At 39.4% G+C, this 22,265-nt stretch carries 17 protein-coding genes; 5 read left to right on the top strand and 12 right to left on the bottom strand.

All coding sequences use genetic code 11. From position 1 onward, the window contains the following. Positions 1-18: 18 nt before the first annotated feature. The 3 genes from ABLB98_RS10270 to ABLB98_RS10260 form a co-directional block, all read right to left on the bottom strand. On the bottom strand, positions 19-822 hold the full coding sequence (locus ABLB98_RS10270) for a serine/threonine protein kinase (protein WP_348882229.1): 804 nt from the start codon (positions 820-822) through the stop codon (positions 19-21). A 61-nt stretch (positions 823-883) separates the two neighbouring features. Further along, positions 884-1,600 (bottom strand): phosphatase PAP2 family protein, encoded by a 717-nt coding sequence (locus ABLB98_RS10265; protein WP_178882961.1) that lies wholly within the window; start codon positions 1,598-1,600, stop codon positions 884-886. A 113-nt stretch (positions 1,601-1,713) separates the two neighbouring features. Continuing rightward, complete coding sequence (locus ABLB98_RS10260; RefSeq protein WP_348882228.1) at positions 1,714-2,901, bottom strand: ammonium transporter; 1,188 nt, start codon at positions 2,899-2,901, stop codon at positions 1,714-1,716. A 414-nt stretch (positions 2,902-3,315) separates the two neighbouring features. Between ABLB98_RS10260 and ABLB98_RS10255 the strand changes: the two genes are divergently transcribed. From ABLB98_RS10255 to ABLB98_RS10245, 3 genes are all read left to right on the top strand, one after another. Further along, positions 3,316-4,986, top strand: coding sequence for a diguanylate cyclase (locus tag ABLB98_RS10255; protein WP_348882227.1), 1,671 nt, complete (start codon positions 3,316-3,318; stop codon positions 4,984-4,986). Positions 4,987-5,094: 108 nt separating this feature from the next. Further along, entirely contained in the window at positions 5,095-6,114 is a 1,020-nt protein-coding gene (locus ABLB98_RS10250) for a molecular chaperone DnaJ (protein WP_348882226.1), read from the top strand. A gap of 128 nt (positions 6,115-6,242) precedes the next feature. Further along, positions 6,243-6,608 carry an endonuclease domain-containing protein gene (locus ABLB98_RS10245; RefSeq protein WP_348882301.1) on the top strand — a complete coding sequence of 122 codons (366 nt, stop codon included), beginning with the start codon at positions 6,243-6,245 and terminating at the stop codon, positions 6,606-6,608. A 197-nt stretch (positions 6,609-6,805) separates the two neighbouring features. On the opposite strand, the gene ABLB98_RS10240 is transcribed toward ABLB98_RS10245, so the two are convergent. Next, positions 6,806-7,660 carry a hypothetical protein gene (locus ABLB98_RS10240; protein WP_348882225.1) on the bottom strand — a complete coding sequence of 285 codons (855 nt, stop codon included), beginning with the start codon at positions 7,658-7,660 and terminating at the stop codon, positions 6,806-6,808. Positions 7,661-7,797: 137 nt separating this feature from the next. Continuing rightward, positions 7,798-10,698 (bottom strand): valine--tRNA ligase, encoded by a 2,901-nt coding sequence (locus ABLB98_RS10235; protein WP_348882224.1) that lies wholly within the window; start codon positions 10,696-10,698, stop codon positions 7,798-7,800. A gap of 404 nt (positions 10,699-11,102) precedes the next feature. On the opposite strand from ABLB98_RS10235, the gene ABLB98_RS10230 reads away from it, so the two are divergent. Then, a complete protein-coding gene (locus ABLB98_RS10230; RefSeq protein ID WP_178882429.1) occupies positions 11,103-11,765 on the top strand; it encodes a hypothetical protein in 663 nt (220 codons plus the stop codon). Positions 11,766-11,783: 18 nt separating this feature from the next. Further along, the gene (locus ABLB98_RS10225) at positions 11,784-12,590 is read left to right on the top strand and encodes an SDR family NAD(P)-dependent oxidoreductase (protein WP_348882223.1); all 807 of its coding nucleotides are present in this window, start codon (positions 11,784-11,786) and stop codon (positions 12,588-12,590) included. Between the two features lie 19 nt (positions 12,591-12,609). On the opposite strand, the gene ABLB98_RS10220 is transcribed toward ABLB98_RS10225, so the two are convergent. From ABLB98_RS10220 to ABLB98_RS10190, 7 genes are all read right to left on the bottom strand, one after another. Then, positions 12,610-13,047: a YbjQ family protein gene (locus ABLB98_RS10220; RefSeq protein ID WP_348882222.1), complete on the bottom strand. Its 438-nt coding sequence runs from the start codon at positions 13,045-13,047 to the stop codon at positions 12,610-12,612. A gap of 8 nt (positions 13,048-13,055) precedes the next feature. Continuing rightward, on the bottom strand, positions 13,056-13,406 hold the full coding sequence (locus tag ABLB98_RS10215; protein WP_005161831.1) for a YbjQ family protein: 351 nt from the start codon (positions 13,404-13,406) through the stop codon (positions 13,056-13,058). A gap of 109 nt (positions 13,407-13,515) precedes the next feature. Further along, entirely contained in the window at positions 13,516-14,976 is a 1,461-nt protein-coding gene (gene adeK / locus ABLB98_RS10210) for a multidrug efflux RND transporter AdeIJK outer membrane channel subunit AdeK (protein ID WP_005161828.1), read from the bottom strand. 5 nt (positions 14,977-14,981) lie between these two features. Further along, a complete protein-coding gene (gene adeJ, locus ABLB98_RS10205) occupies positions 14,982-18,155 on the bottom strand; it encodes a multidrug efflux RND transporter permease subunit AdeJ (protein ID WP_348882221.1) in 3,174 nt (1,057 codons plus the stop codon). A 12-nt stretch (positions 18,156-18,167) separates the two neighbouring features. After that, on the bottom strand, positions 18,168-19,424 hold the full coding sequence (locus tag ABLB98_RS10200) for an efflux RND transporter periplasmic adaptor subunit (protein WP_348882220.1): 1,257 nt from the start codon (positions 19,422-19,424) through the stop codon (positions 18,168-18,170). After that, complete coding sequence (locus ABLB98_RS10195; RefSeq protein ID WP_348882219.1) at positions 19,411-20,061, bottom strand: phosphatase PAP2 family protein; 651 nt, start codon at positions 20,059-20,061, stop codon at positions 19,411-19,413. The genes ABLB98_RS10200 and ABLB98_RS10195 overlap by 14 nt, the downstream gene beginning before the upstream one ends. A gap of 152 nt (positions 20,062-20,213) precedes the next feature. Beyond that, positions 20,214-22,265: a site-specific recombinase gene (locus ABLB98_RS10190; protein ID WP_348882218.1), complete on the bottom strand. Its 2,052-nt coding sequence runs from the start codon at positions 22,263-22,265 to the stop codon at positions 20,214-20,216.

The following is a 22,265-nucleotide window of genomic DNA, read 5'->3' as shown; positions in this document are numbered from 1 at the left end:
ATTGAATTATCAAATGAGTTAAGTGATTTTTTCAGAATGCTCTTTTAAGAAACGTAAAAACAAAACACATTTCTGAATCCGTTTGCCATCATTACCCACTTTGCTAATCTTAAAATTCAGAACCCATTTTAAGCGTTTCCCAACTTTGCATACATCGCTATAAACTTGCGGTTCAGCAAGGAGGGCTTGATAAAGAATTTGACTAGCATCGGATAATTGTTCAAATTCGAAATGATAGGCTGTAGAAAAAATAAACAGCAACCAGTCACGAACAAAACAATCATGTAGACTCAGGACTTCATGCGGGTCAGTTTCAAAATCAATAAAACTAAATCGGTTATTTTGATCAACAAGAATGTTGCGAGCGAATGCTTCGCTTAAATAGCCTTGTTTAGAATGAATATACTGAATAGCTTGAATTGCTTGGCTAAATAGTAATGATTTTGAATGAATATCTTTTTGACAAGCCAATGCTTGATCTAGTTGTGAGACGCTACTTTGATGTTGTGATCCGATGTCTTCAAGCAAAATTCCTTTTTTTGAAACTGCAAGGACATTCGATGTAGAAACACCTAAAGATTTGAGTGTTTGAATCCGATGGTATTCACATTGAATTGCAGCAGAACCCCCTTGATTAGGAACAGGAGTAATTGCACCTAAATTAAATATTTTTGCTAACCACTTCAATGGAGTGTAAAGCCATAAACCGTGACGTTCAGATGCTTTCTTTAACCATACTTTTTGAGAACCTAGATCGTAGGCTTGAATGGAAGATTGTTGCTTAGTTAAAGTAGTTTCTAAGAAATTTTGAAAGTCATCCATCAGCAGCAAACAGTACCTAAGTGAATATCATGATCATGCATGAAGCCATGCGAGTAGGGCATCACTTTATCATATCAGGACTCATTTGCGTTACAGAATTAGCCGCTGCATGAGCTAAATGACGTTTATAGGTGATCATATAAATCACAACATTGATAGCAAAGCAAATCCAAGCTGTCCATAAATTATGACTGAGGAAATGTGCACCACGCATCATTTGTGCCCAGCCCATTGCGAAGCCAAGTAATACACCTGCAAATAAATAAAACCAAGCTCTTTTACGCTGATCGAGGCGATAAAGAAAATAGCCTGTAACTAAGCCAAAACCTGTACTTGCATGACCACCTGGAAAACAATGTCCAGCGGTTGCTGAAAAATCCCAAATAAAACCTGTGACAGTCTTATGGGTCATATCCCATGGGCAAGCATGAGCAGCTTGTGCTTTCATTAGACCAATAATGCATGTACATAGCATACTGACCCAGAACATATAGCCATACTGCCAACGTTTCGCTTTGAATTTTTCTATTTTAAAAGAAGCGATCCACAGTAAGAAAAAGCTTACATAGACAATAGTTAAAACTTTTTTGACATAAGTATGATTGAGCTTTGCAAGATACCAATCGCCTTTCAAAGCAAAATCGCCAAAAGTTCCTACCCATGGTTGAATCAAATATAGATCTATTGCTCCGCCGACTGGAAACACGAATAAGAGGATAAAAAAACTCACAAATAATAAGAAACTTGCGATTAAGAAAAAACGTGTTTTTAAAATCATAGAGCATGCAATTCGGCAGAATGATAGTTTTATTATTTAATAATTTGAAACTTAATTGTCTCTTAAAATGTTCATAAAAAAAGCGGCTGAATAGCCGCTTTAAAAAATTCTTTTTAGAACATTGATTCTTCTGAATTTGCTGAAATTTTATGAATTGAAAGATCCGCACCACGATATTCATCTTCTTGAGAAAGGCGAATCCCCATCGTAACTTTCAATATGCCATAAACGGTGAAACCACCGGCAAGCGCAATCACAATGCCTAAAACTGTTCCAATGATTTGAGAAATGATAGAGACACCTCCTAAACCACCTAATGCTTGTAGACCGAATATGCCTGCCGCAATCCCACCAAATGCACCACATACACCATGTAAAGGCCATACACCCAAAACATCATCTACTTTAAGTTTATTTTGTGTATAAGTGAATAAATACACAAACAAAGCACCCGCAGCCCCACCAATTACAAGTGCACCAATTGGGTGCACAATATCGGAGCCTGCACAGATTGCGACCAAACCTGCAAGAGGGCCATTATGTAAGAAACCAGGGTCACCTTTACCCATGAAGTTTGCTGACAATGTACCACCAACCATTGCCATAAGAGAGTTAATCGCAACTAATCCTGAAATAGCATCAACGCGTTGTGCGCTCATGACATTAAAGCCAAACCAACCAACAATTAAAATCCAAGAGCCTAAAGCAAGGAATGGAATCGATGAAGGTGGATGCGCACTCACACGACCATCATGTTTATAACGACCATGACGCGCGCCAAGTAAGATCACTGCTGCTAATGCAATCCAGCCACCCATTGCATGCACAACGACTGAACCTGCAAAGTCATGAAAGCTCGCACCAAAAGAGGTTTCTAACCATTTTTGAAAGCCGTAGTTACCATTCCAAATCATGCCTTCGAAGAAAGGATAGATTAAAGCAACCAGAATTAAAGTGGCGATTGCTTGTGAACGCATTTTGGCGCGTTCTGCGATGCCGCCAGAAATAATTGCTGGAATCGCTGCTGCGAAGGTGAGTAAGAAAAAGCAACGCATTAAGTTAAACCCATGGTCAGCCGCTAAAGTGCTTCCTGCATGGAAAAAGTTTTGTCCGTATGCAATCCAGTAACCGACAAAGAAATAAGCGATTGCTGAAATCGCAAAATCGGTCAGAATTTTACTGAGCGCATTGACTTGGTTTTTGTGGCGGACTGTACCAAGCTCAAGAAATGCAAAACCTGCATGCATTGCCAATACGAGTACTGCACCAAGCAGTAAGAAAAATAGATCTACGTTTTGCATAGTGGTGCTCAAAAAAAGTGCTAAATTTAATTTCGATGCAAACATTTGATTCGTTTTTTGCACCAAAATAGATTTAGTAAATCTAAAAACTTAAGCTGTCGTTGAACAACTCAATTTGATAAAAAATATAATGCAAAAAACGCACCAATTTAGAAAGTAAATTGTAATTTTGGTGAAAAGTGGTGCATTTTGCTTAAAAATAGCACCATTTATTATACTTTGAGAACTAAATTTTTAAATATGAATGCGTTATTGCAACCGAAAATTACCGCTTAAGCTTGAGTAATATAACTTGAGTCTATTTTCATCGGATTTAGTATTTTTCCAAGTACATTCGTTACTTTGACTTAATAATTCATAAAAGATCTTTGATATATTGCTGAGTTTAAAAAGTGATTTGCTATTAGGATGCAAATGAATATATTTCGCATAGATTCCTTTCGTAATCGACTACTGGTCCTGTTCGCAGGGATGTCTTTTATGTTTGGACTATGTATTACTTTATATATTGGTAAGACTGCTTCGGCGCAAATAAGTCAAACCAGCGGTCAGACCTTATATATTGCAGCGAAAAGTATCAGCAATACCTTGGCAAACTCGCTTACAGAACGTGAGCGAGAAATGGTGTTATTAAGCCAATCTCCATTTTTTGCTGAAGCTGATTTTCATAACCCGCGAGTACAACAACAACTTGAGCAAGTCAAAAAGTCTTATAAATATTATGCTTGGTTAGGAATCGCCAATACTCAGGGGCAAGTGGTCGTTGCAGCTAATCATTTACTAGAAGGGGCAGATGTTTCAGAACGCCCGTGGTTTATTCATGGTGTAAATCAAGTCTATCTAGGCGATGTACATAAAGCTGTTTTACTGGCCAAGAAAATTAAAGCGATTAATCCTAATGAACCATTACGTTTTATTGATTTCGCTACGCCAATTTATGATCCATCGACACAGAAAATTAAAGGTGTTTTGGCTGCACATGCAGATTGGAGTTGGGCGAGTCATGTATTAAGCAGTTCATTATCGGAAAATGCTGCACAACGAGGTATTGAGGTATTTATTGTCAATCAGCATGGTGAAATTCTATATCCCTTTAAAAGCATTGGACAAGTTCAGCCTCCTGCATTTCAGGCAAATCGTGGACATCATTTTTTGCATAATTGGAATGAAAAACAACAGTATTTAACTACAGATGTCCCTGTGCTTTCGCAAACTAAGAGCAATTTAGGTTGGCACGTGATTATTCGTCAGCCTATTTCGATTGCTTTAGCAGAAGTGAAATCACTGCAACATAAAATATTAGCTCTGGGCTTTATTTTGTCATTATTGCTCTTGCTACTTACTTATAAATTGGCGAATAAGTTTAGTCGTCCGATTGAATTATTAGCAGATTCAGCGCATGCCGTGGAAAAAGGGCAAGAAGATATTCAATTTGAAGCTCAAACCAGTATTCGTGAGATTCGGGGCTTATCTCAGTCGTTGCAAAGCATGACCGATACCTTGCTTACTCAAAAGCATCAACTTCAAGATGCCAATGCCACACTTGAGCAAAAAGTTGCAGAACGTACGCACGAACTACAAGTTGCCAATGTCGAGTTAGCTCATATTGCGCGTTATGACGCACTTACAGGTTTACATAATCGCCGTGCTTTCAATGATTATTTATCCTATCTATTTAGTCAAATGTCGCGTACACAACAGACTTATGCAGTGCTATTAATGGATATCGATTTCTTTAAAAAGGTGAATGATACCTTTGGACATGAAACAGGTGATCAGGTATTGCAGCGTGTTGCAGAAATTCTTCCAACTGCTTTACGGATTACTGATTTCGTTGCACGCTTAGGTGGCGAAGAGTTTATTGCCTTGTTGCCTGCTACTTCATTGGACGGAGCTGCGATATTGGCAGAGAAAATCCGATCTACGATTGAGGAAGAACAAATTATTGTAAATCACGCCATCAGTTTAAGTATTGGTGTAAGTGTAGTCCTGTTAGATGATACTGATATGAATGATGCGATTCGTCGTGCAGATAAAAATTTATATATGGCGAAGCAGCAAGGACGTAATCGAGTGATTTCTTGACTGCTATTGCCATAGTGGATTAGAAAGTTGATTTAAATAGCTTTGGCAAAGCACTACTTTTAATATTTGATTATTGCTAGGGTTTTTAAAATTTTTAGGTGAATGAGCATGTCCTTTGATCTCAAAGTTAGTTTACAACAAAGGGCTGAGCCGTCTGCGCAGCAGAAAAAGCTGAACCGCCTGATTGATAAAATTGAACAGCAAAAAATTAGCCTTAGCATGTGGCAAAATGCCCAAGCTGGAATTCAGCAACATACACGGCAAAAACTTTTACCCGTGTATAGCGAACTCTATGAAATATTATTTCAGCAGTTAGAGCAACTTTGGAATATGTTACACAGCCATGAGTTTTCCAAAGCTAATCTACAGCAACTAGATGAAAAAATTGCCCAACTTGCGCACATGTTAAAACGTTCCAAAATGTTGAATGATGAACAGTTAACACTGGTCAAGCAGATCGAAACTTTTTATCAGCAACATGTCCAACAATCGACTAAAAAGAATAAAAAAGTACAGTCAGTTAAGTTCGAACTTAATGAAAACTTTGATCAAAATATAGAATTAGAAGAAGATGACTTTGAACAATATGCTGCTGAGCAGCAACAAGCACGTGAGCAGGCCAAACAACTTAGACAACAACAAAAACGTGAACAAGCTGAGCAGATGGCAGCACAGTCACTCAAAACAGTATATTTAAAGATTGCTGCGATGATTCATCCTGACCGTGAGCGAGATGAAACTAAGAAAGCAGAAAAAACTGAGTTATTTCAACAGGCAAGTCAGGCTTATGAACAGCAGGATTTATTTTATTTGCTCAAATTCCAGTTACAGCTTGAACAGAATAACGGTGTAGGGGCGAAAGAGTTATCTGCGGAGCAAGTGAAGTTTTATAAATTGGCTTTGGATGCGCAAAGTCAGCAGCTTGAAAGTCAAATTAGTGAGATATTAGATTCTTTTCAGTTGGCGAAGAAGGTGAAAGCGGAGCATGTGCATATTAGCGATGTGTATAAAGCCATAGATGCCGATTGTGCTGAGTTAAAGCAGCAGTTGAAGTGGGAAAAAGAGCGTTTAAAGCATATGAAAAAGGTGAGTGGGGTGGAGATGTTGTTGGGGCATGGGGCACTCTAACCTCTCCCTAACCCTCTCCTGAAAGGAGAGGGAACGTTGTGTACGAATAACTATCAAATTCACAAAGGATACTCCCTCTCCCTATGGGAGAGGGTTGGGGTGAGGGTAGTCAAAATGGAAAATAAAAAATTAAATTAGACCCACAATTATTAGAATTCGCCAAAACCATGCGAAGCAATGCTACAGATGCAGAAAATTTAATGTGGCAACTACTTCGTGCTAAACGATTTATGAATCTCAAATTTCGCAGACAGCATGTGATTGCACCGTATATTGTGGATTTTTACTGCCATGAGTTGGGATTAGTGATTGAGCTAGATGGTAGTCAGCATGGCACAGGTGATGTAATTGAATATGATGCTGAACGAACCAAGTTTTTAGAGGCTTTGGGTTTAACGGTAGTGAGGTATTGGAATCATGATGTGTTGAGTAGGATGGATATGGTTTTAGAAAACTTATGGCAAGTTTGTTGTGCGTTGAAAGAAAATCAATAATGGAAAATTCCCTCTCCCTATGGGATGAGTAGCACTGCTACGCAAAGGGATGAGGGTGAATTTATAATGGTAAAAAATTAAAAGCACCTCTCCCTAACCCTCTCCTGAGAGGAGAGGGAACATTCATTGAGCGTCAAACAACAGTGAAATTCACAAAGGTTACTGCCTCTCCCTATGGGAGAGAGCTGGGGTGAGGGTTATCTCTTAAAATTAATAATATCTTTTAAAGCTTGAACTGTACTATTTGAACTTTGAGCCTCAATTCTATTTTTTTCTAGTTCGATAGTAGTTTCGTCTTTTTTAAGAACGAAGTTTCTTTCAGTTTTAAGTAGAGTGTCTAACGCATTGGACAATAACTTGAAGTTTCCAGATTGCCTTGCTAAGTACAATGCTAAATATTTACCTTCTAAATTCGTCATTTCATTTTGAAAATACTTTATTTCATCTAAACTCCTTTTATAAAGATTTAGAAAGAAAAATGAAAAGAACTCAATAAAAATTACGATTAAAACTCTTGGTAAGAAGTAATAAATTAGACTTGGATAGTCTGTGTATAAAGTAATATTTGGGATAGTGGCAATTAGATAAAAAACTCCTAATATACTTAGGGTGATTCCAATGAATAAGTTAACAGTTCCACGTCTAGCTAGGCTGGATATTTCTTGTCTAATCCGATCAAGAGAAGGCTGTGTTAAGGTATAGATGTCTTTAATTTTTAATCTTTCTTCTAATTTTATTAAGTATTCATTAGTAATATTTGATTCTAGCTGATCGTTCAATTTACTTAATATTAGAGACTTTTCTTGATCAGAGATCTTTAGCATTGATTCAAGATTATGATTTTTAAAATTTTCAAAATCATTTTCTAAATATTGAAGTCTTTTAGGTATTGAATGTTCATTAGAGTTATTTTGTTGTGCATTATTTAAATAATTTGCAAATAATGGGAATATTACAGTTAAAAACGTAATAAAAATTAACAACCAAAAAACAGGTGTAAAAGGAATATTTTTTTCATAGCTGAAACCGAAAAAATCAAAGATTTCTGGCATAAAAAATTTATGTACAGAGTAAACTATAACTGTAGAAAATATTAAGAGAAGCCAGATTGTCTTATAATTTTTCATAAAATAATAAAGGGCTGAATAATCAGCCCTTTATACACAAATTAGATTAAATTAACAACACCTTAAAGCGCAGCAATCTGCTCCATATTCGCTTTAATCTTCACTAACTGGTCAGCAAACTCAGCCAATTTCGCTTTCTCACCTTCAACCACTGCGGCAGGTGCTTTCGCTACGAAACCTTCATTTGCAAGTTTAGTTGCAATTTGGTCATGCTGCTTTTGCACTTTGTCTAAGTCTTTTTGTAGGCGCCCCAATTCCGCTTTCGGGTCAATTAAACCCTTCATTGGAACGAATACAGATACGTGACCAACGACAGAAGAAGAGGACAACGGTGGTTGTTCAGCATCTGCCAAGAAGGTAATGCTTTCAACTTTTGCTAAAGCTTTAAACAATGCTTCGATACGTGTGATCTGTGCTTTTTCAGTTTCCGTTGTGTTTTGAAGCAATACTGGTAATAAACGTGCATTACCTAAGCCCATTTCACCACGAATATTACGTACTGCACCAATCAAACCTTGTAACCATTGCATGTCCGCTTCAGCTTGCTCATTGATTTTCTCTTGAGCAGGCACAGGGTATGCCGCAGTCATAATGGTTTCGCCTTGAATGCCGAGCATTGGCGCAAGGGTTTGCCAAATTTCTTCAGTCAAGTACGGCATAATTGGGTGAGCTAAACGTAAAGATGCTTCCATCACAGCCAATAACACACGACGAACTTCAGCTTTACGCTCTTCCGATACTTCAGCATCGTTCAATACTGGCTTGGTGAGTTCTACATACCAGTCACAGTATTCATTCCAAATAAAGTCGTAGATCGCTTGTGCAGCTAAATCTAAACGATAGGTTGCAAAGGCTTGTTGAACCGCAGCTTCAGCTTTTTGTAGACGGCTGATAATCCATTGCTCAGGTAATTCCCAAAGATCAGGACGAGCAGTTTGCCCCACGGTTTGACCTTCAACATTCATCAATACGAAACGGGTTGCGTTCCAAATCTTGTTACAGAAGTTACGGTAACCTTCAACACGCTTCATATCGAATTTGATGTCACGACCTGTGTTGGCAAGCGCACAGAAAGTGAAACGAACGGCATCTGTACCATACGCTTGAATACCTTCTGGGAATTCTTTACGAGTCGATTTTTCAATCTTCGCTGCTTGTTTCGGGTTCATCAAACCCGTCGTACGTTTTTGTACTAAAGTTTCAAGGTCTACACCATCAATCAAGTCGAGTGGGTCAAGTACGTTACCTTTCGACTTAGACATCTTCTGACCTTCGCCATCACGAACTAAACCATGTACATACACAGTTTTGAACGGAACTTGAGACGTACCATCTTCATTTTTCATGAAGTGCATGGTCATCATGATCATGCGTGCAACCCAGAAGAAGATAATATCAAAACCAGTCACCAACACATCAGTCGGGTGGAAGGTATTGAGGAAATAGTTTTCAGCATCTTTTGCTTTGTCGCCAGTCCAACCTAAAGTTGAGAATGTCCAAAGCGCAGAAGAGAACCATGTATCCAATACATCTTCATCTTGACTCAATACAACATCAGCAGGAATGTTGTTGTTAGCACGGACTTCAGCTTCGTTACGACCGACAAAGACATTGCCTTGTGCATCGTACCAAGCTGGAATACGGTGACCCCACCAAAGCTGACGTGAAATACACCAGTCTTGAATGTTGTTCATCCATGCCATGTACATGTTGCTGTACTGCTCTGGTACGAACTTGATGCGACCATCTTTCACCGCTTCAATCGCAGGTTCTGCAAGAGGTGCAATTTTCACATACCATTGGTCGGTCAATAATGGCTCAACAATCACACCTGAACGGTCACCGCGTGGTGGCTTCAAAGTATATGGTTGAATTTGGTCTAACCAGCCTTCCGCTTCGGCTTGTTCAACCAATTTTTTACGTGCAGCAAAACGCTCTAAACCAACGTAGTCTGCTGGTGCAGCGATGGTTTTAGAAATTTGCTCACCAGCTTTTGCGATGTATTCAAACTCAGCCAATACTTCCGCATTTTTGTTAAAGATGTTGATAATCGGCAATTCACAACGCTTACCGACTTCATAGTCATTGAAGTCATGTGCAGGCGTAATTTTTACGCAGCCTGTACCGAATTCTTTATCTACATATTCATCTTTAACGATTGGAACTGCACGACCTGTAATTGGCAGGATAATGTTCTGACCAACAAGGTGTGAATAACGCTCATCATCAAGTGCAACAGCAACGGCAGTATCACCTAACAATGTTTCAGGACGAGTCGTAGCGACAACAATGTGATCTTTACCATCGTGTGTACGAAGCGATTTGTCTTCAAAGAAGTATTTGAAGTGCCACAATGAACCTGCTTCTTCTTTGTCTGACTCAACTTCAAGATCAGAAAGGGCAGTTTGCAGTTTCGGATCCCAGTTTACGAGGCGTTTACCGCGGTAAATTAAGCCATCTTCATGTAGTTTAACGAAGACTTCTTTCACCGCATTCGATAAACCTTCATCCATGGTGAAACGTTCACGCGACCAGTCCACTGAAGAACCTAAACGGCGGATCTGACGAGTAATCGTACCACCAGATTGTTCTTTCCATTCCCAAATCTTTTCAATGAACTTTTCACGACCTAAGTCATGACGGCTGATGTTTTGTGCGCCAAGCTGACGTTCTACGACCATTTGTGTTGCAATACCGGCATGGTCAGTACCTGGTTGCCATAAGGTATTTTTACCAGACATACGGTTGTAGCGAGTCAAGGCATCCATGATGGCATTGTTAAAACCATGACCCATGTGCAAGCTGCCCGTGACGTTTGGTGGTGGAATCATGATACAGAATGATTCACCTTGACCTGAGGGTTTGAAATAACCTTGTTGTTCCCAGATTTGATACCATTTCTTTTCGATCTCGGTTGGATCGTAAGTAGTTGCAATATTTTGAGCAGATTGAGCGTCAGTCATAGTATAGAAGATTAAAATTGAATAAAAAATTAGATCTATTGTAGCAAAAAAATGATGAATATTTTCATCAAAAAAAGTCGATGAAAACAGTTGGTTTTTTTCTTGAAAAAGTTAGATTTATGTATGTTACATCACACAATTAAAAATGTTTAAGCATAAAACAAAGATATAAAAATATTAAAACTTAAAAAAGGACGGTTACGATGAGTTATTCAATTCTATTAAAAATTAATGAAGCAACACACGGTCAACCATTTTTGGCATTTATGCATGTTGATCGTGAATAGAATGTGGTAAATTCAGCATTTGAAAAGCCAAAAATGAAAGAAAAACAGAATCTAAGGATGAATAAGGGCTTATTGAATAAGCCCTTATTTTATGGAATCTAGAATAGGGTGATTAGAATGAACACTGCCGTTTTTTTAAATATTCATGCCGATACATACGCGCGATTTGCTCATATCCGTACGCAGCTCTTACAGGGTAGTAAAGAAAGCCAAGCAAATGCATTGGGGGCAGTTTTATCTGAAATTGCATGTGAAGTGATAGAACAAGTTTTTATGGTGCTATTGCAAGACAATCAACATCATTCACTCACAGGTGAATCTGAAAAAGTGATTCAGCAGATTTTAGAAGCAATCCGAAAATATATGCCATGGTCAGTGTCATTCTTTGGGAATGATCGTCTAGTTCCATTGGTCGAACATTTATCTAAAACAATTCGAGTTGAAGATGAGTCGGTATATATGACTTATCCGATTGAGCAACAGTTGACTCAACAGGTTAAAGCTTCGAGTCAAAAATTAGCTGAAGGGGAAAGTCGGGAAATTGCCAATTCACTGAAGTTGCTCACAGAAGTGATTGATGTAGGTGTCACTCATTTAATTCGTGAGCCGAAAAAGAGCCTAAAATTTAATTTTGTAGTCGATAAAACCTTAAATGGCGTCATTAATATGACGACACATTTAGGGTATAAGCGTTTAGAAAAATTAGGTACTCAACTTGATCAACAAGTTGCGGCAACTTATGTAGATCACTTTCTTAAATTTATGCGTCACCCTGCATAAATAAAGGAGATATATGACATGGCGAAACTTAAAAGTCTTGAAAATAAAGTCGTATGGATTACAGGTGCATCTTCGGGCTTAGGTAAAGCTTTGGCACGAGAGTGCGCTTTACAAGGTGCTCAAGTTGTACTGACTTCACGTCGTTATGATGAGTTGGAATCGGTTCGAGTGGGTTTACTTAAGCCTGAACAGCATCTTTCAATCGCTGCTGATATTACCGATGAAGCTCAAGTCCGCCATGCACATGAACAAGTTCTCGCAACCAAAGGACGTATTGATTGGCTGATTAATAATGCAGGCTTAAGTCAGCGTGCGTTGATTGAAGAAACGAGTATGCACACTGAACGTGCCATCATGGAAGTGGATTATTTCTCCCAAGTGTTCTTTACCAAAACCGTATTACCCACTTTGCGCAAACAAAAATCAGGTCGGGTGGTATTTATTTCGAGTGTGGCAGGTCTTTTAGGAACCCAATATCGCGCGACTTATTCTGCGGCTAAGGCTGCAATTCACATGTGGGCCAATAGCTTACGTGCGGAAGTCGCCAAAGAGGGAATAGCAGTTTCAGTGGTTTTTCCTGGTTTTGTTAAAACCAATGTTTCATTTAATGCTTTAAATGGTGAGGGCAAACCACAAGGGCATCAAGATGAAGCGATTGAAAATGGTTTAGAAGCGGATGTATTTGCAGAACGTGTTGTTGAATCTTTGATGGCAGGTGAGGAATATGTGGTTGTCGGTGGGAAGAAAGAGCAACTGGGTGTATTGGTGTCCCGTTTGTCGCCAAGCCTGTTGTATAAAATGATTCGTAAAACCAAAGTGAAGTAAAAGGAGTTTTTGCTCCCTTTTACTCATTTAAAATAGCCGTGCCATAAGCAAATACTTCAACCATACCACCTTGCATACCTAATTCTGTGGTGCTGAGACGAACTCCCATAATATGATTTGCGCCTATTCGATCTGCTTCTTGCTTGAGGCGGAGCATGGCTTCACGCCGTGCACGTTCAACCACACTTTCATAACTGGTCAGGCGACCACCGAAAAAGTTTTGAATATTGGCAAGTACGTATTTAAAGTAATCATGTGAGATGACGACATTGCTACTCACCAATTGCCCCTTTGCTGATGTTTCAATAAATCGATTGGTATCAATTCGAATATGGGCAAATTGTTTTTCTTTTTCATCTAGTTCACGTAAATGTTTATGTTCGATATGACGACCAAATCCCCATCCGACTGAAAACAGAATCAAGAAAAGAATAACCTGAAAAATTAATCCACTCATAGACATACCTAAGCACTAAATGGATCAGGAAGTTTTGGTGTGATCGGCTGGACGACGACAGCTGTTCCATAGACAAAGAGTTCAGATGCACCTTGAGCGATATTTGAAGTCGAGAAGCGGATTCCGACAACAGCATTCGCACCCAAACTTCGCGCTTTATCAATCATACGTTGAGTTGCTTCTTGACGAGATTCTTCAAGTAATTCTGTATAACCTGTCAGTTCACCACCCACGATGTTTTTCAAACCAGCCATTAGGTCACGACCAACGTGTTTACTACGAACGGTGCTGCCATAAACAACATCTAACTGACGTAAAATAGTGTGCCCAGGCATAGATTCTAAACTGCTTAATAACATAGTATTTGTCTAAATCATTGATATGCTATCTTTGAAGATAAGAAAAATTTGCATGTGTTGCAATAAAAAAGCTCACCGAAGTGAGCTTTTAAACCGAAAATAATCAAAATTATTGAGCGGCGTGAATTTGTGCGCTAGATGGTTGTGGATTTACAGTTTCACTTGTATTGGCTTTTAAACCACCACCAAGCGTTTTATAGAGTTCCACTTGGCTATTTAAGTTCGCTTGTTGTAACAACAATAAACCTTGCTCAGCCGAATATGCTGAACGTTGCGCATCTAATACAGTTAAGTAACTATCAATACCTGCACGGAAGCGAGCATTAGAAAGTTTATAAGTCGTATTTGTTGCTTCAACTAAACGACGTTGAGCTGTTAAACGATCACCAATATTGGCACGCGTTGCAAGCGCATCATTCACTTCACGGAAAGCCGACTGTACTGACTTTTCATAGTTAGCAAGTGCAATTTTTTGATCCGTTTCAGAAATCTTCACATTCGCTTTGCGTGTACCCCAATCGAAGATTGGCATGTTAATACTTGGTCCAATAGACCATAACGCATTTCCAGACTTGAATAAATCACTCAAGTCAGTTGATGCATAACCTGCCGAACCAGTCAAACTAATGGTTGGGAATAATTGTGCTTTTGCTGCACCAATATTTGCACCAGCAGCACTCAGTTGATATTCGGCAGCTTTCACGTCTGGACGGTTATTTAACAAATCACTTGGTAAGCCTGCACTTAACGCATTTTGCTGGGTAATGCGAGTTACTTGTTGTTGAGGCAGCAAGTTCTGAGGAACAGGCTGACCAACAAGCAAGTTTAACAAGTTCTGCGCTTGAGCAATTTGTGTTTTGTAATTAGCAACGTCATTACGTGCAGTTTCAACTGAAATTTGCGCTTGACGCACAGGAATTTCACTATCAATTCCGACATCGAAACGCTTTTTGTTCAAGTTAAATGACTCTTGCTGTGCTTTGAGTGTTTGCTCTGCAAGTTTGAGTTGTGCACTAGCAAATGAATAATTCAACCAAGCTTGAGTGACTTGGCTGATTAAACTGATTTGCGTTGCATCACGTGAACTTTGAGTTGCTAGATAACTGTCTAATGCAGCATCTTTTAAGCTGCGTACGCGCCCCCAGAAATCAAGCTCATAAGAGGTGAGACCTAAACCAACTTGATAAGTTGAATAAGGATTATTCGGATCACGAGAAGGGCTGACTTGGCGCACAGCACTACCGCTTGCTCCGATTGTTGGCAATTGATTGTTTTCTGAGATTTGATATTGCTGTTGAGCTTTTTGGATATTCAATGCAGCAGTACGTAAATCGCGGTTATTAGCAAGAGCCAAATCAATGACCTGTAATAAACGTTGGTCAGCAAAAAAGTCTTTATAACCTTGTTCAGCAATCGATTTTCCAGAAGCATTACCATAAGACGCGTAGCTTTCAGGAGTATTTGTGCTCACAACAGGCTCTGGCCCGCGCATACTTTGGCAGGCAGCCAAAGAGAGCGCGAGTGCAGAGATTGCAATGCCACGACTGGAAATAGACCAAACAGTTTGCATCACGATCAATGCTCCTGAGTATTTAAAGTTTTAGGTTTGTACTTAAAGATACTACGAATCCACACGAAGAATACAGGGATGAAGAAGATACCTAAAAGTGTTGAAGAAATTACACCACCAAGTACACCATAACCGACTGAGTGCTGACTACCAGCACCTGCACCGCTTGCTAGGGCTAATGGTAAAACACCAAAACCAAAAGCAAGTGTAGTCATGATAATTGGACGTAAACGCATTTTTGCAGCATGTAAGGTTGCATCAAATAAATCTTCACCTTGCTCCTGCAATTCTTTAGCAAATTCTACAATTAAAATTGCATTTTTGGCAGAAAGACCTATGACTGCTACGATCGCGACTTGGAAGTAAATATTAAAGGACAGGTTTGGATCGCCTTTAATGACCATTCCCAACCATGTCAATGTAAAGGCACCGATAATACCTAAAGGTACAACCAATAATACAGAAATCGGAATTGCCCAACTTTCATATAATGCCGATAGACATAGGAATACAATCAATAACGAAAGAATCAGTAAAGGCAGGGTCTGATTACCAGAATCACGTTCTTCTAAAGATAATCCAGTCCATTCATAGTCGAAGCCTTGTAAGCCCATAGACGGTAACTTACCAATGATTTCTTCCATTGCCAACATCGCGTCACCAGAGCTAACACCCGGTGCAGGAGTACCTTGAATGTTGACAGATGATACGCCGTTATAACGTTCTAAACGTGGTGAACCATACGTCCATTCGCCTTTAGCAAATGCTGAGAATGGAACCATTTGACCTTTGTTATTGCGTACATACCATTTGTTGAGGTCTTCTGGCATCATGCGAGTATCCGCTTCACCTTGGACATAAACTTTTTTGACACGACCACGGTCAACGAAATCATTGATATAAGAGCCACCCCAAGCCATGCTCATGGTGCTGTTAATATCACTAATACTGACACCCATTGCACCAGCTTGCGCTTGATCAACAGTGATTTTGTATTGAGGTGTATCTTCTTGACCATTCGGACGAACACCTGCAAGACGTTTGTCTTGTGATGCCATACCTAAAATAGCGTTACGAGCAGCAATCAGTTTTTCATGACCTTGACCACTTACATCTTTCAACTGAATATTAAAACCAGACGATACGCCCAATTCTGGCATTGCAGGAAGCTGTAATGGCATGATGTAAGATGCATCTTTTACGATCATGTTCAATGCCATACCTCGTTGAATGATGGCACCAATTTGTGATTCAGGTGTTGTACGCTCGCTCCAGTCTTTCAATTTGATAAAAGCAAGACCAGCATTTTGACCAACCCCTGTAAATGAGAAGCCAGACACAGTAAAGATTGACTCTACATGTTCTTTTTCCTTATTTAAGAAGTAATCAGTCATAGTGGTGATGACTTTATCTGTTCTTTCAAGGCTTGCACTCGGTGGTAATTGAACAAGTGTCATAACTACACCTTGGTCTTCTTCAGGTAAGAAAGAAGAAGGCAACATCTTGTATAAACCAACTAAAGCAGCAATAACAACGATATAAATGACTCCAGAGAACAACTTATGATGGGTCATACGGTTGACACCACCTTGATATTTCTCTGAAAGTTTTTCGAACCCACTATTAAAACCACGGAAGAAACGCGCAAAGATACTGTTGCTTTGTTCTTTGTTTGGATCGTGTTGTTTTAATAACGTTGCACAAAGGGCAGGGGTAAACGTTAACGCAACGATCAAAGATAAAATCATTGCCGTTACTAAAGTGATAGAGAATTGACGGTAAATTACACCAGTTGTCCCCCCGAAGAAGGCCATTGGTACGAATACCGCCGTTAATACACTAGTGATACCAATCAAAGCACCAGAAATTTGACCCATCGACTTTTCAGTAGCAGGTACAGGTTCAAGGTGTTCTTCTTGCATAACACGTTCGACGTTCTCGACGACTACAATCGCATCATCGACCAACAGACCAATCGCAAGCACCATCGCAAACATGGTGAGCGTATTGATTGAGAAGCCGAAAATATTGATTACCGCAAAAGTTCCCAATACAACTACAGGGACTGCAAGTGTCGGAATGATCGTCGCACGCCAGTTCTGTAAGAACAGGAACATGACGATAAATACAAGAACAACAGCTTCAATCAGTGTGTGTACTACACTTTCAATCGAAAGCTTAATGAATGGTGTCGTATCGTAAGCAAGTTTATCTTTTAAACCACTTGGATAGTTAACACGTAATTCTGATAAACGTTTTTCAACTGCAGCAGCTGTATCTAGCGCATTTGCACCCGTCGCAAGTTTAATCGCGACACCACCTGCAGGATTACCATTGAACTTAGAGTCAAACTGATAGTTGTCTGAACCTAACTCAACACGTGCAACATCACTTAAACGCACTTGTGCGCCATTAGCAGCATTTTTTAGGAAAATGTTTTTAAACTGCTCTGGAGTCTGCAACATACTTTGTGCATTAACTGTCGCATTTAAAACTTGTCCCTGAACTGCTGGGGCACCACCTAATTGACCTACCGCAACTTGAGCATTTTGTGAACGTATAGCTGCTGCAACATCTGAAGGTGTGAGATTAAAACTAGTAAGTTTTGCTGGATCTAACCAAATACGCATTGCATAAGAACCACCAAAGACAGTCACTTCACCTACACCTGCAACACGACTTAGTGGCTCAGAGATGTTTGAATTGACGTAATCTTTAATATCTGATGCTGACAAGCTGCCGTCAGGTGAGTAGAAAGCAACGACCTGCATAAAGCTTGCACCAGACTTGGTCACTCTCACACCTTGACGTTGAACGTCTTCTGGTAAAAGAGCAGTTGCTGATTGCAATTTATTTTGAACCTGAACTTGAGCGATATCAGGATCAATGCCTTGTTCGAAGTTTAAGTTGATCGATGCTTGACCATTACCCGCACTGTTTGAAGAGATATAACGCAAACCATCCAAACCATTCATTTGCTGTTCAATGATTTGAGTAACCGTATTCTCAACAGTCTGAGCTGAAGCACCTGGATATGTTGCAGAAATTGTCACCGTGGGCGGTGCAATTGTTGGGTATTGCGCAACTGGCATTTTGGTGAGGGTGAGAATACCCGCCAACATAATGACCAGCGCAATCACCCATGCAAAAATTGGGCGATGGATAAAAAATTGAGCCATGCAATCTACCCCTTAAGCTTGTGAAGTAGCTTTTTGTTCAGCTTTTGGTGAATTGACTTGCTTTTGTTCGCTTGCCTGAGGAGCAGCATTCTGACCTTGTGGTTCTTTTGCTTGTGGTTGATAAGGCTTAGCAGAAACTTCTTGCCCTTCTTTGACCTTAGCAACGCCATCGACTACAACTTTATCACCAACTTTTAAGCCTTCAGTCACAATCCAATCTTGACCTTTTACGCCGACTGTTGTGATAGGGCGAGTTTCAATTGCACCTTTCGCATTTACGATCAGTGCGATTGCTTGACCTGTTGGTAAACGTGTTACAGCCGCTTGAGGAATCAAGTAAGCATTCGGTAAAACTGCTTGAGAAATTTTTGCAGTTGCATACATACCTGGTAATAACAGATGATTTGGGTTTGGGAATACCGCACGTAAAGTCACTGTACCAGTTTCTGGATTAACGCTAGCGCCAGAGAATGCAAGTTGTCCTTCTAATGGATAATCTGAACCATCTTCAAGTGTAATTTTGACCCGAGTATTGTTGCTATTGTCTAAACTACCTTTGCTGAGTTGCTGACGCAGACGTAATAGTTCAGCACTTGACTGATTGATATCAACATAGATTGGGTCAAGTTGTTGAATTGTCACTAATGGATCTGCTTGATTTGCTGTAACTAAAGCACCAGAGGTAACTGATGAACGACTCGATTGTCCTGAAATAGGTGCTCGAACAGTTGAGTAACCTAAATTAATTTCAGCATTTTTAAGCGCTGCTCGTGATGCTGCGACATCTGCTTCAGCGAGTTGGACTTGAGCATTGATATCATCATATTCTTGTTTAGAAACAGCATTAGTTCCAACCAATTGACGATAACGACCTTCTTTCACACGCAGCGCATTTAAATTTGCTTGCTGACGCAATAAGGTTGCACGAGCACTATCAGCAGTTGCACGATTTGTATTCGCATCAATTTCATAGAGTGCTTGACCTGCTTGTACATAACTGCCTTCAGCAAATAAACGCTTTAAAATGACGCCGCCTGTTTGTGGACGAACTTCTGAAATTTGATATGCAGACGTTCGACCCGAAAGTTCTACGTTTTGTTCAACGCTTTGTGGTTGTGCAACGATGACACCGACTTCTGGAGGTGGCATTTTTTGTGCAGCAGCGGTTTGCTGTGCATTTTTAGGATCTTTGCTACAACCAACAAGCGCAATGCTTGTTGCTAATGCGCAAGCAGTCAGGGCAGGTGCCCAAAGCTTAGCCGACATCATTATTCCACCTCAATTTAGATTTGTTATCTAAAAACAAATTGTTGCTGAAATTGCTTTGATACAGCCAAAACCAAAGCAATGAAGTCCAAATCAACCCAATTCCCCAACCTGTGAGTACGTCAGTCGGAAAGTGAACCCCTGCGTAAACTCTAGATATCCCCATGAAAATAAACCATAACGTAGATACTAAAATGACACTAATGCGATATTTATGTTGCTGAAGCAATAACATCATTAAACTCGCAAGGGTTGCTGCATAAAGGCTATGGGCACTTGGGAATGATGCGCCATAGCTTTTAACCAAGTGATAAAACTCCAAGGGTCTTGGTCGATGAATACTCCATTTCAGAAGCCAACCAATCACAATACTTCCACCCATACTCAAAGTGATAAAAATCACATTCTTATAGTTTTTAATCCAAGTTTGATAAAGACACAAAAAAGTGGTTAAAAATAATAAAAATGGCATCCCACCTAACAGAGAAAGTAGAATTGTCACCTGGTTAAGCGTCAATGAACGGTGTTCAAAAAAAGCTTGAACACTCAAAAGGTCTAAATTTGATGTGTTTGGAAAAATGAACCCAATCACACCCAATCCTAAAAAAAAGCAACCAATACAAAGCAGTACGTACGGCATGCGAACCTCATTTTTTGCTTAACCATTGTTCAGGGTTGTCGAGTGTTTTGAAGTGTACTTGCGAGTACACTTTTGGTCAAGTCTTGAAATTTTATGATAATTTCATTTTTATATTTTTATAAGATTCATTAAAAAAACATAACAAAATTCGATTAATGTCTCACTTTTTGCTCAGTTTTATTTTGTTCTTCTAACTGTAGAGGTTGGCTAGGGGGCCAAAAAAAGTCACTTGGTCGAGTTAAGAAATGAGTCATCACTAATTTTGCGAGTGGTTTCCATTGAGCGAAGCGGACGCGACGGGCACGAAGTGCAACAATAATTGTCAAGGTAAAGCTGACAAATAAGTTAGTCAGACCAATTAGCATAACCCCTAAAAAAGACACGATGATTAAACCAATATCAGGGCTACCGATGGTCATAAGACCTTGAATAAAATTGGCAGAGGCAAAGGCAATATGTCGAATATCTAAAGGTAAGCCAAGAATAAAACCAATCGTCCCCATACTTCCAAGCATGATGCCAAAAAGAAAATTACCAGCTAAAGCACCAAGATTCGTTTCAATATAATTGGCAAATTTATCTAAACGCTGTTGTCCCATCCAACGTTTCAAACGATGGTGTTGTTTTAAACGAGGACCAACCTTTCGGTAGACGGCCAAATTATCGAAGTAGCCTGCAAGTAGTCCTGAGAAAAATAAGCATATTCCAGCAATTGCAGCATGGGGTACAGCTAACGAAGTAAACGGATTTAGATCATGTAAGGTTTTGGTTGCTTTTGTTGATGAAAGCAAAGGTTCGTGTAGATTGTATTGCCATAAAAAAGTAATTAAAGCTGCTACTGGTATAGCAATCGAAATGTTACCGAGGATTGCAATAAATTGAGTTCGAATAATGTTGATAATCAGAGCAGCCAATTCAGCAATTTGAGCTGTTTTACTGCCTTTTTGATGTTGTACTGTTGCGGCAAGTGCTGCCGCTGTCATCGCAGGTTGTTTAGTCGCTACGGTAAAGTGTAAGACATGGATAAGCATGAAGCCTAATGCATAATTCATACTATATAAAAATGCATGTGTAAAAGGTGCGAGCACTAAACGAGCAGTCAAAATCTTTAAAGTGGCCATCGTTGCGATAATTGCACCAGCACCTGCTGCTGCTTTATACATACCAAAAAAGCCAGCTTTATCAGTGCTTACATAATGTTCACCTGTTTTACTCGCATTTTCAGTGACCTGTAATGCAATCAGCTCACTGGTTGAACTAAGTAAATGACGAACACTTTTTTCATCATAATGTGCCTTAGTTAGGTCGGTGAGTAATTCACCTAATGCAAGATAGCGTATCTCATTTTTACTTGCCAATAAGCTCAATAAAAGTTCAATACGATCAATTGCCTGCTCAAGTAAAGACAATAAATAGGTTAAGCTAACACTCACACCAATACGTTTAGTTGCACGGCGAATCTTTAGCACGACTTCACGGCATTGATCTAGCATCACGAATGCCTGAGATGCATCAGGTGGTGGCATTACAACAACAGCATCTTGATCATCAATTTGTTTTTTATATTTCTCGATGAATTCAACAATTTCTCGATTTTGAACTAAGAAGGGAGATTCATATTCAATAATATCTGGCTGAGCATTAATAAATTCAGGATATAAACCTATACCACTGATTCGATAAGACAAAACGGTAATCGCCTTGATGAGCTCATTTTTAGAAATTTGTTTTTCAACCGTATTACTTTGGCTTTCGGCTAACAGATTAAATAAAGTAATCCAGTCTTGATTCTCAATCAGATCAAGCCATTGGCTATCTGTTTCTTGGTAAAATACTTTTCCAATAAGAGTCTTTAACTGCTGACCGTCTTCAACCAATGGAAGAAAGTGTGCACCAAGGCGTTGACTCAGTTGATTCCAAAAACCATCTAATGAAAGAATACCACTATCAGCATATAAGCTAATCTGTTTGTACTGGCTAATCAGTTTGAGTAAGAAATTTTGTAATAGGAGCGCAGACGCCGGCGTCAATAATAATATTTTGATGAAGCCCTGAATCTGTTGTTTAACTTCGTCCGCGTCCTTTGGATTTTTTGGCCGTATGCGGTTAATTAATTCGATGATAATATTTTCATCTAAAACAGCTTGGTTTTGATCAAGCTGTTCCTGCATTTTTAAAAATAAATCAGATAAAGTTAAATGCAT

Source organism: Acinetobacter yuyunsongii (genome assembly GCF_041021915.1).
GTDB lineage: Bacteria > Pseudomonadota > Gammaproteobacteria > Pseudomonadales > Moraxellaceae > Acinetobacter.
The sequence above is the reverse complement of the archived record's forward strand: the minus strand, read 5'-3'. Positions and strand labels throughout refer to the sequence as shown.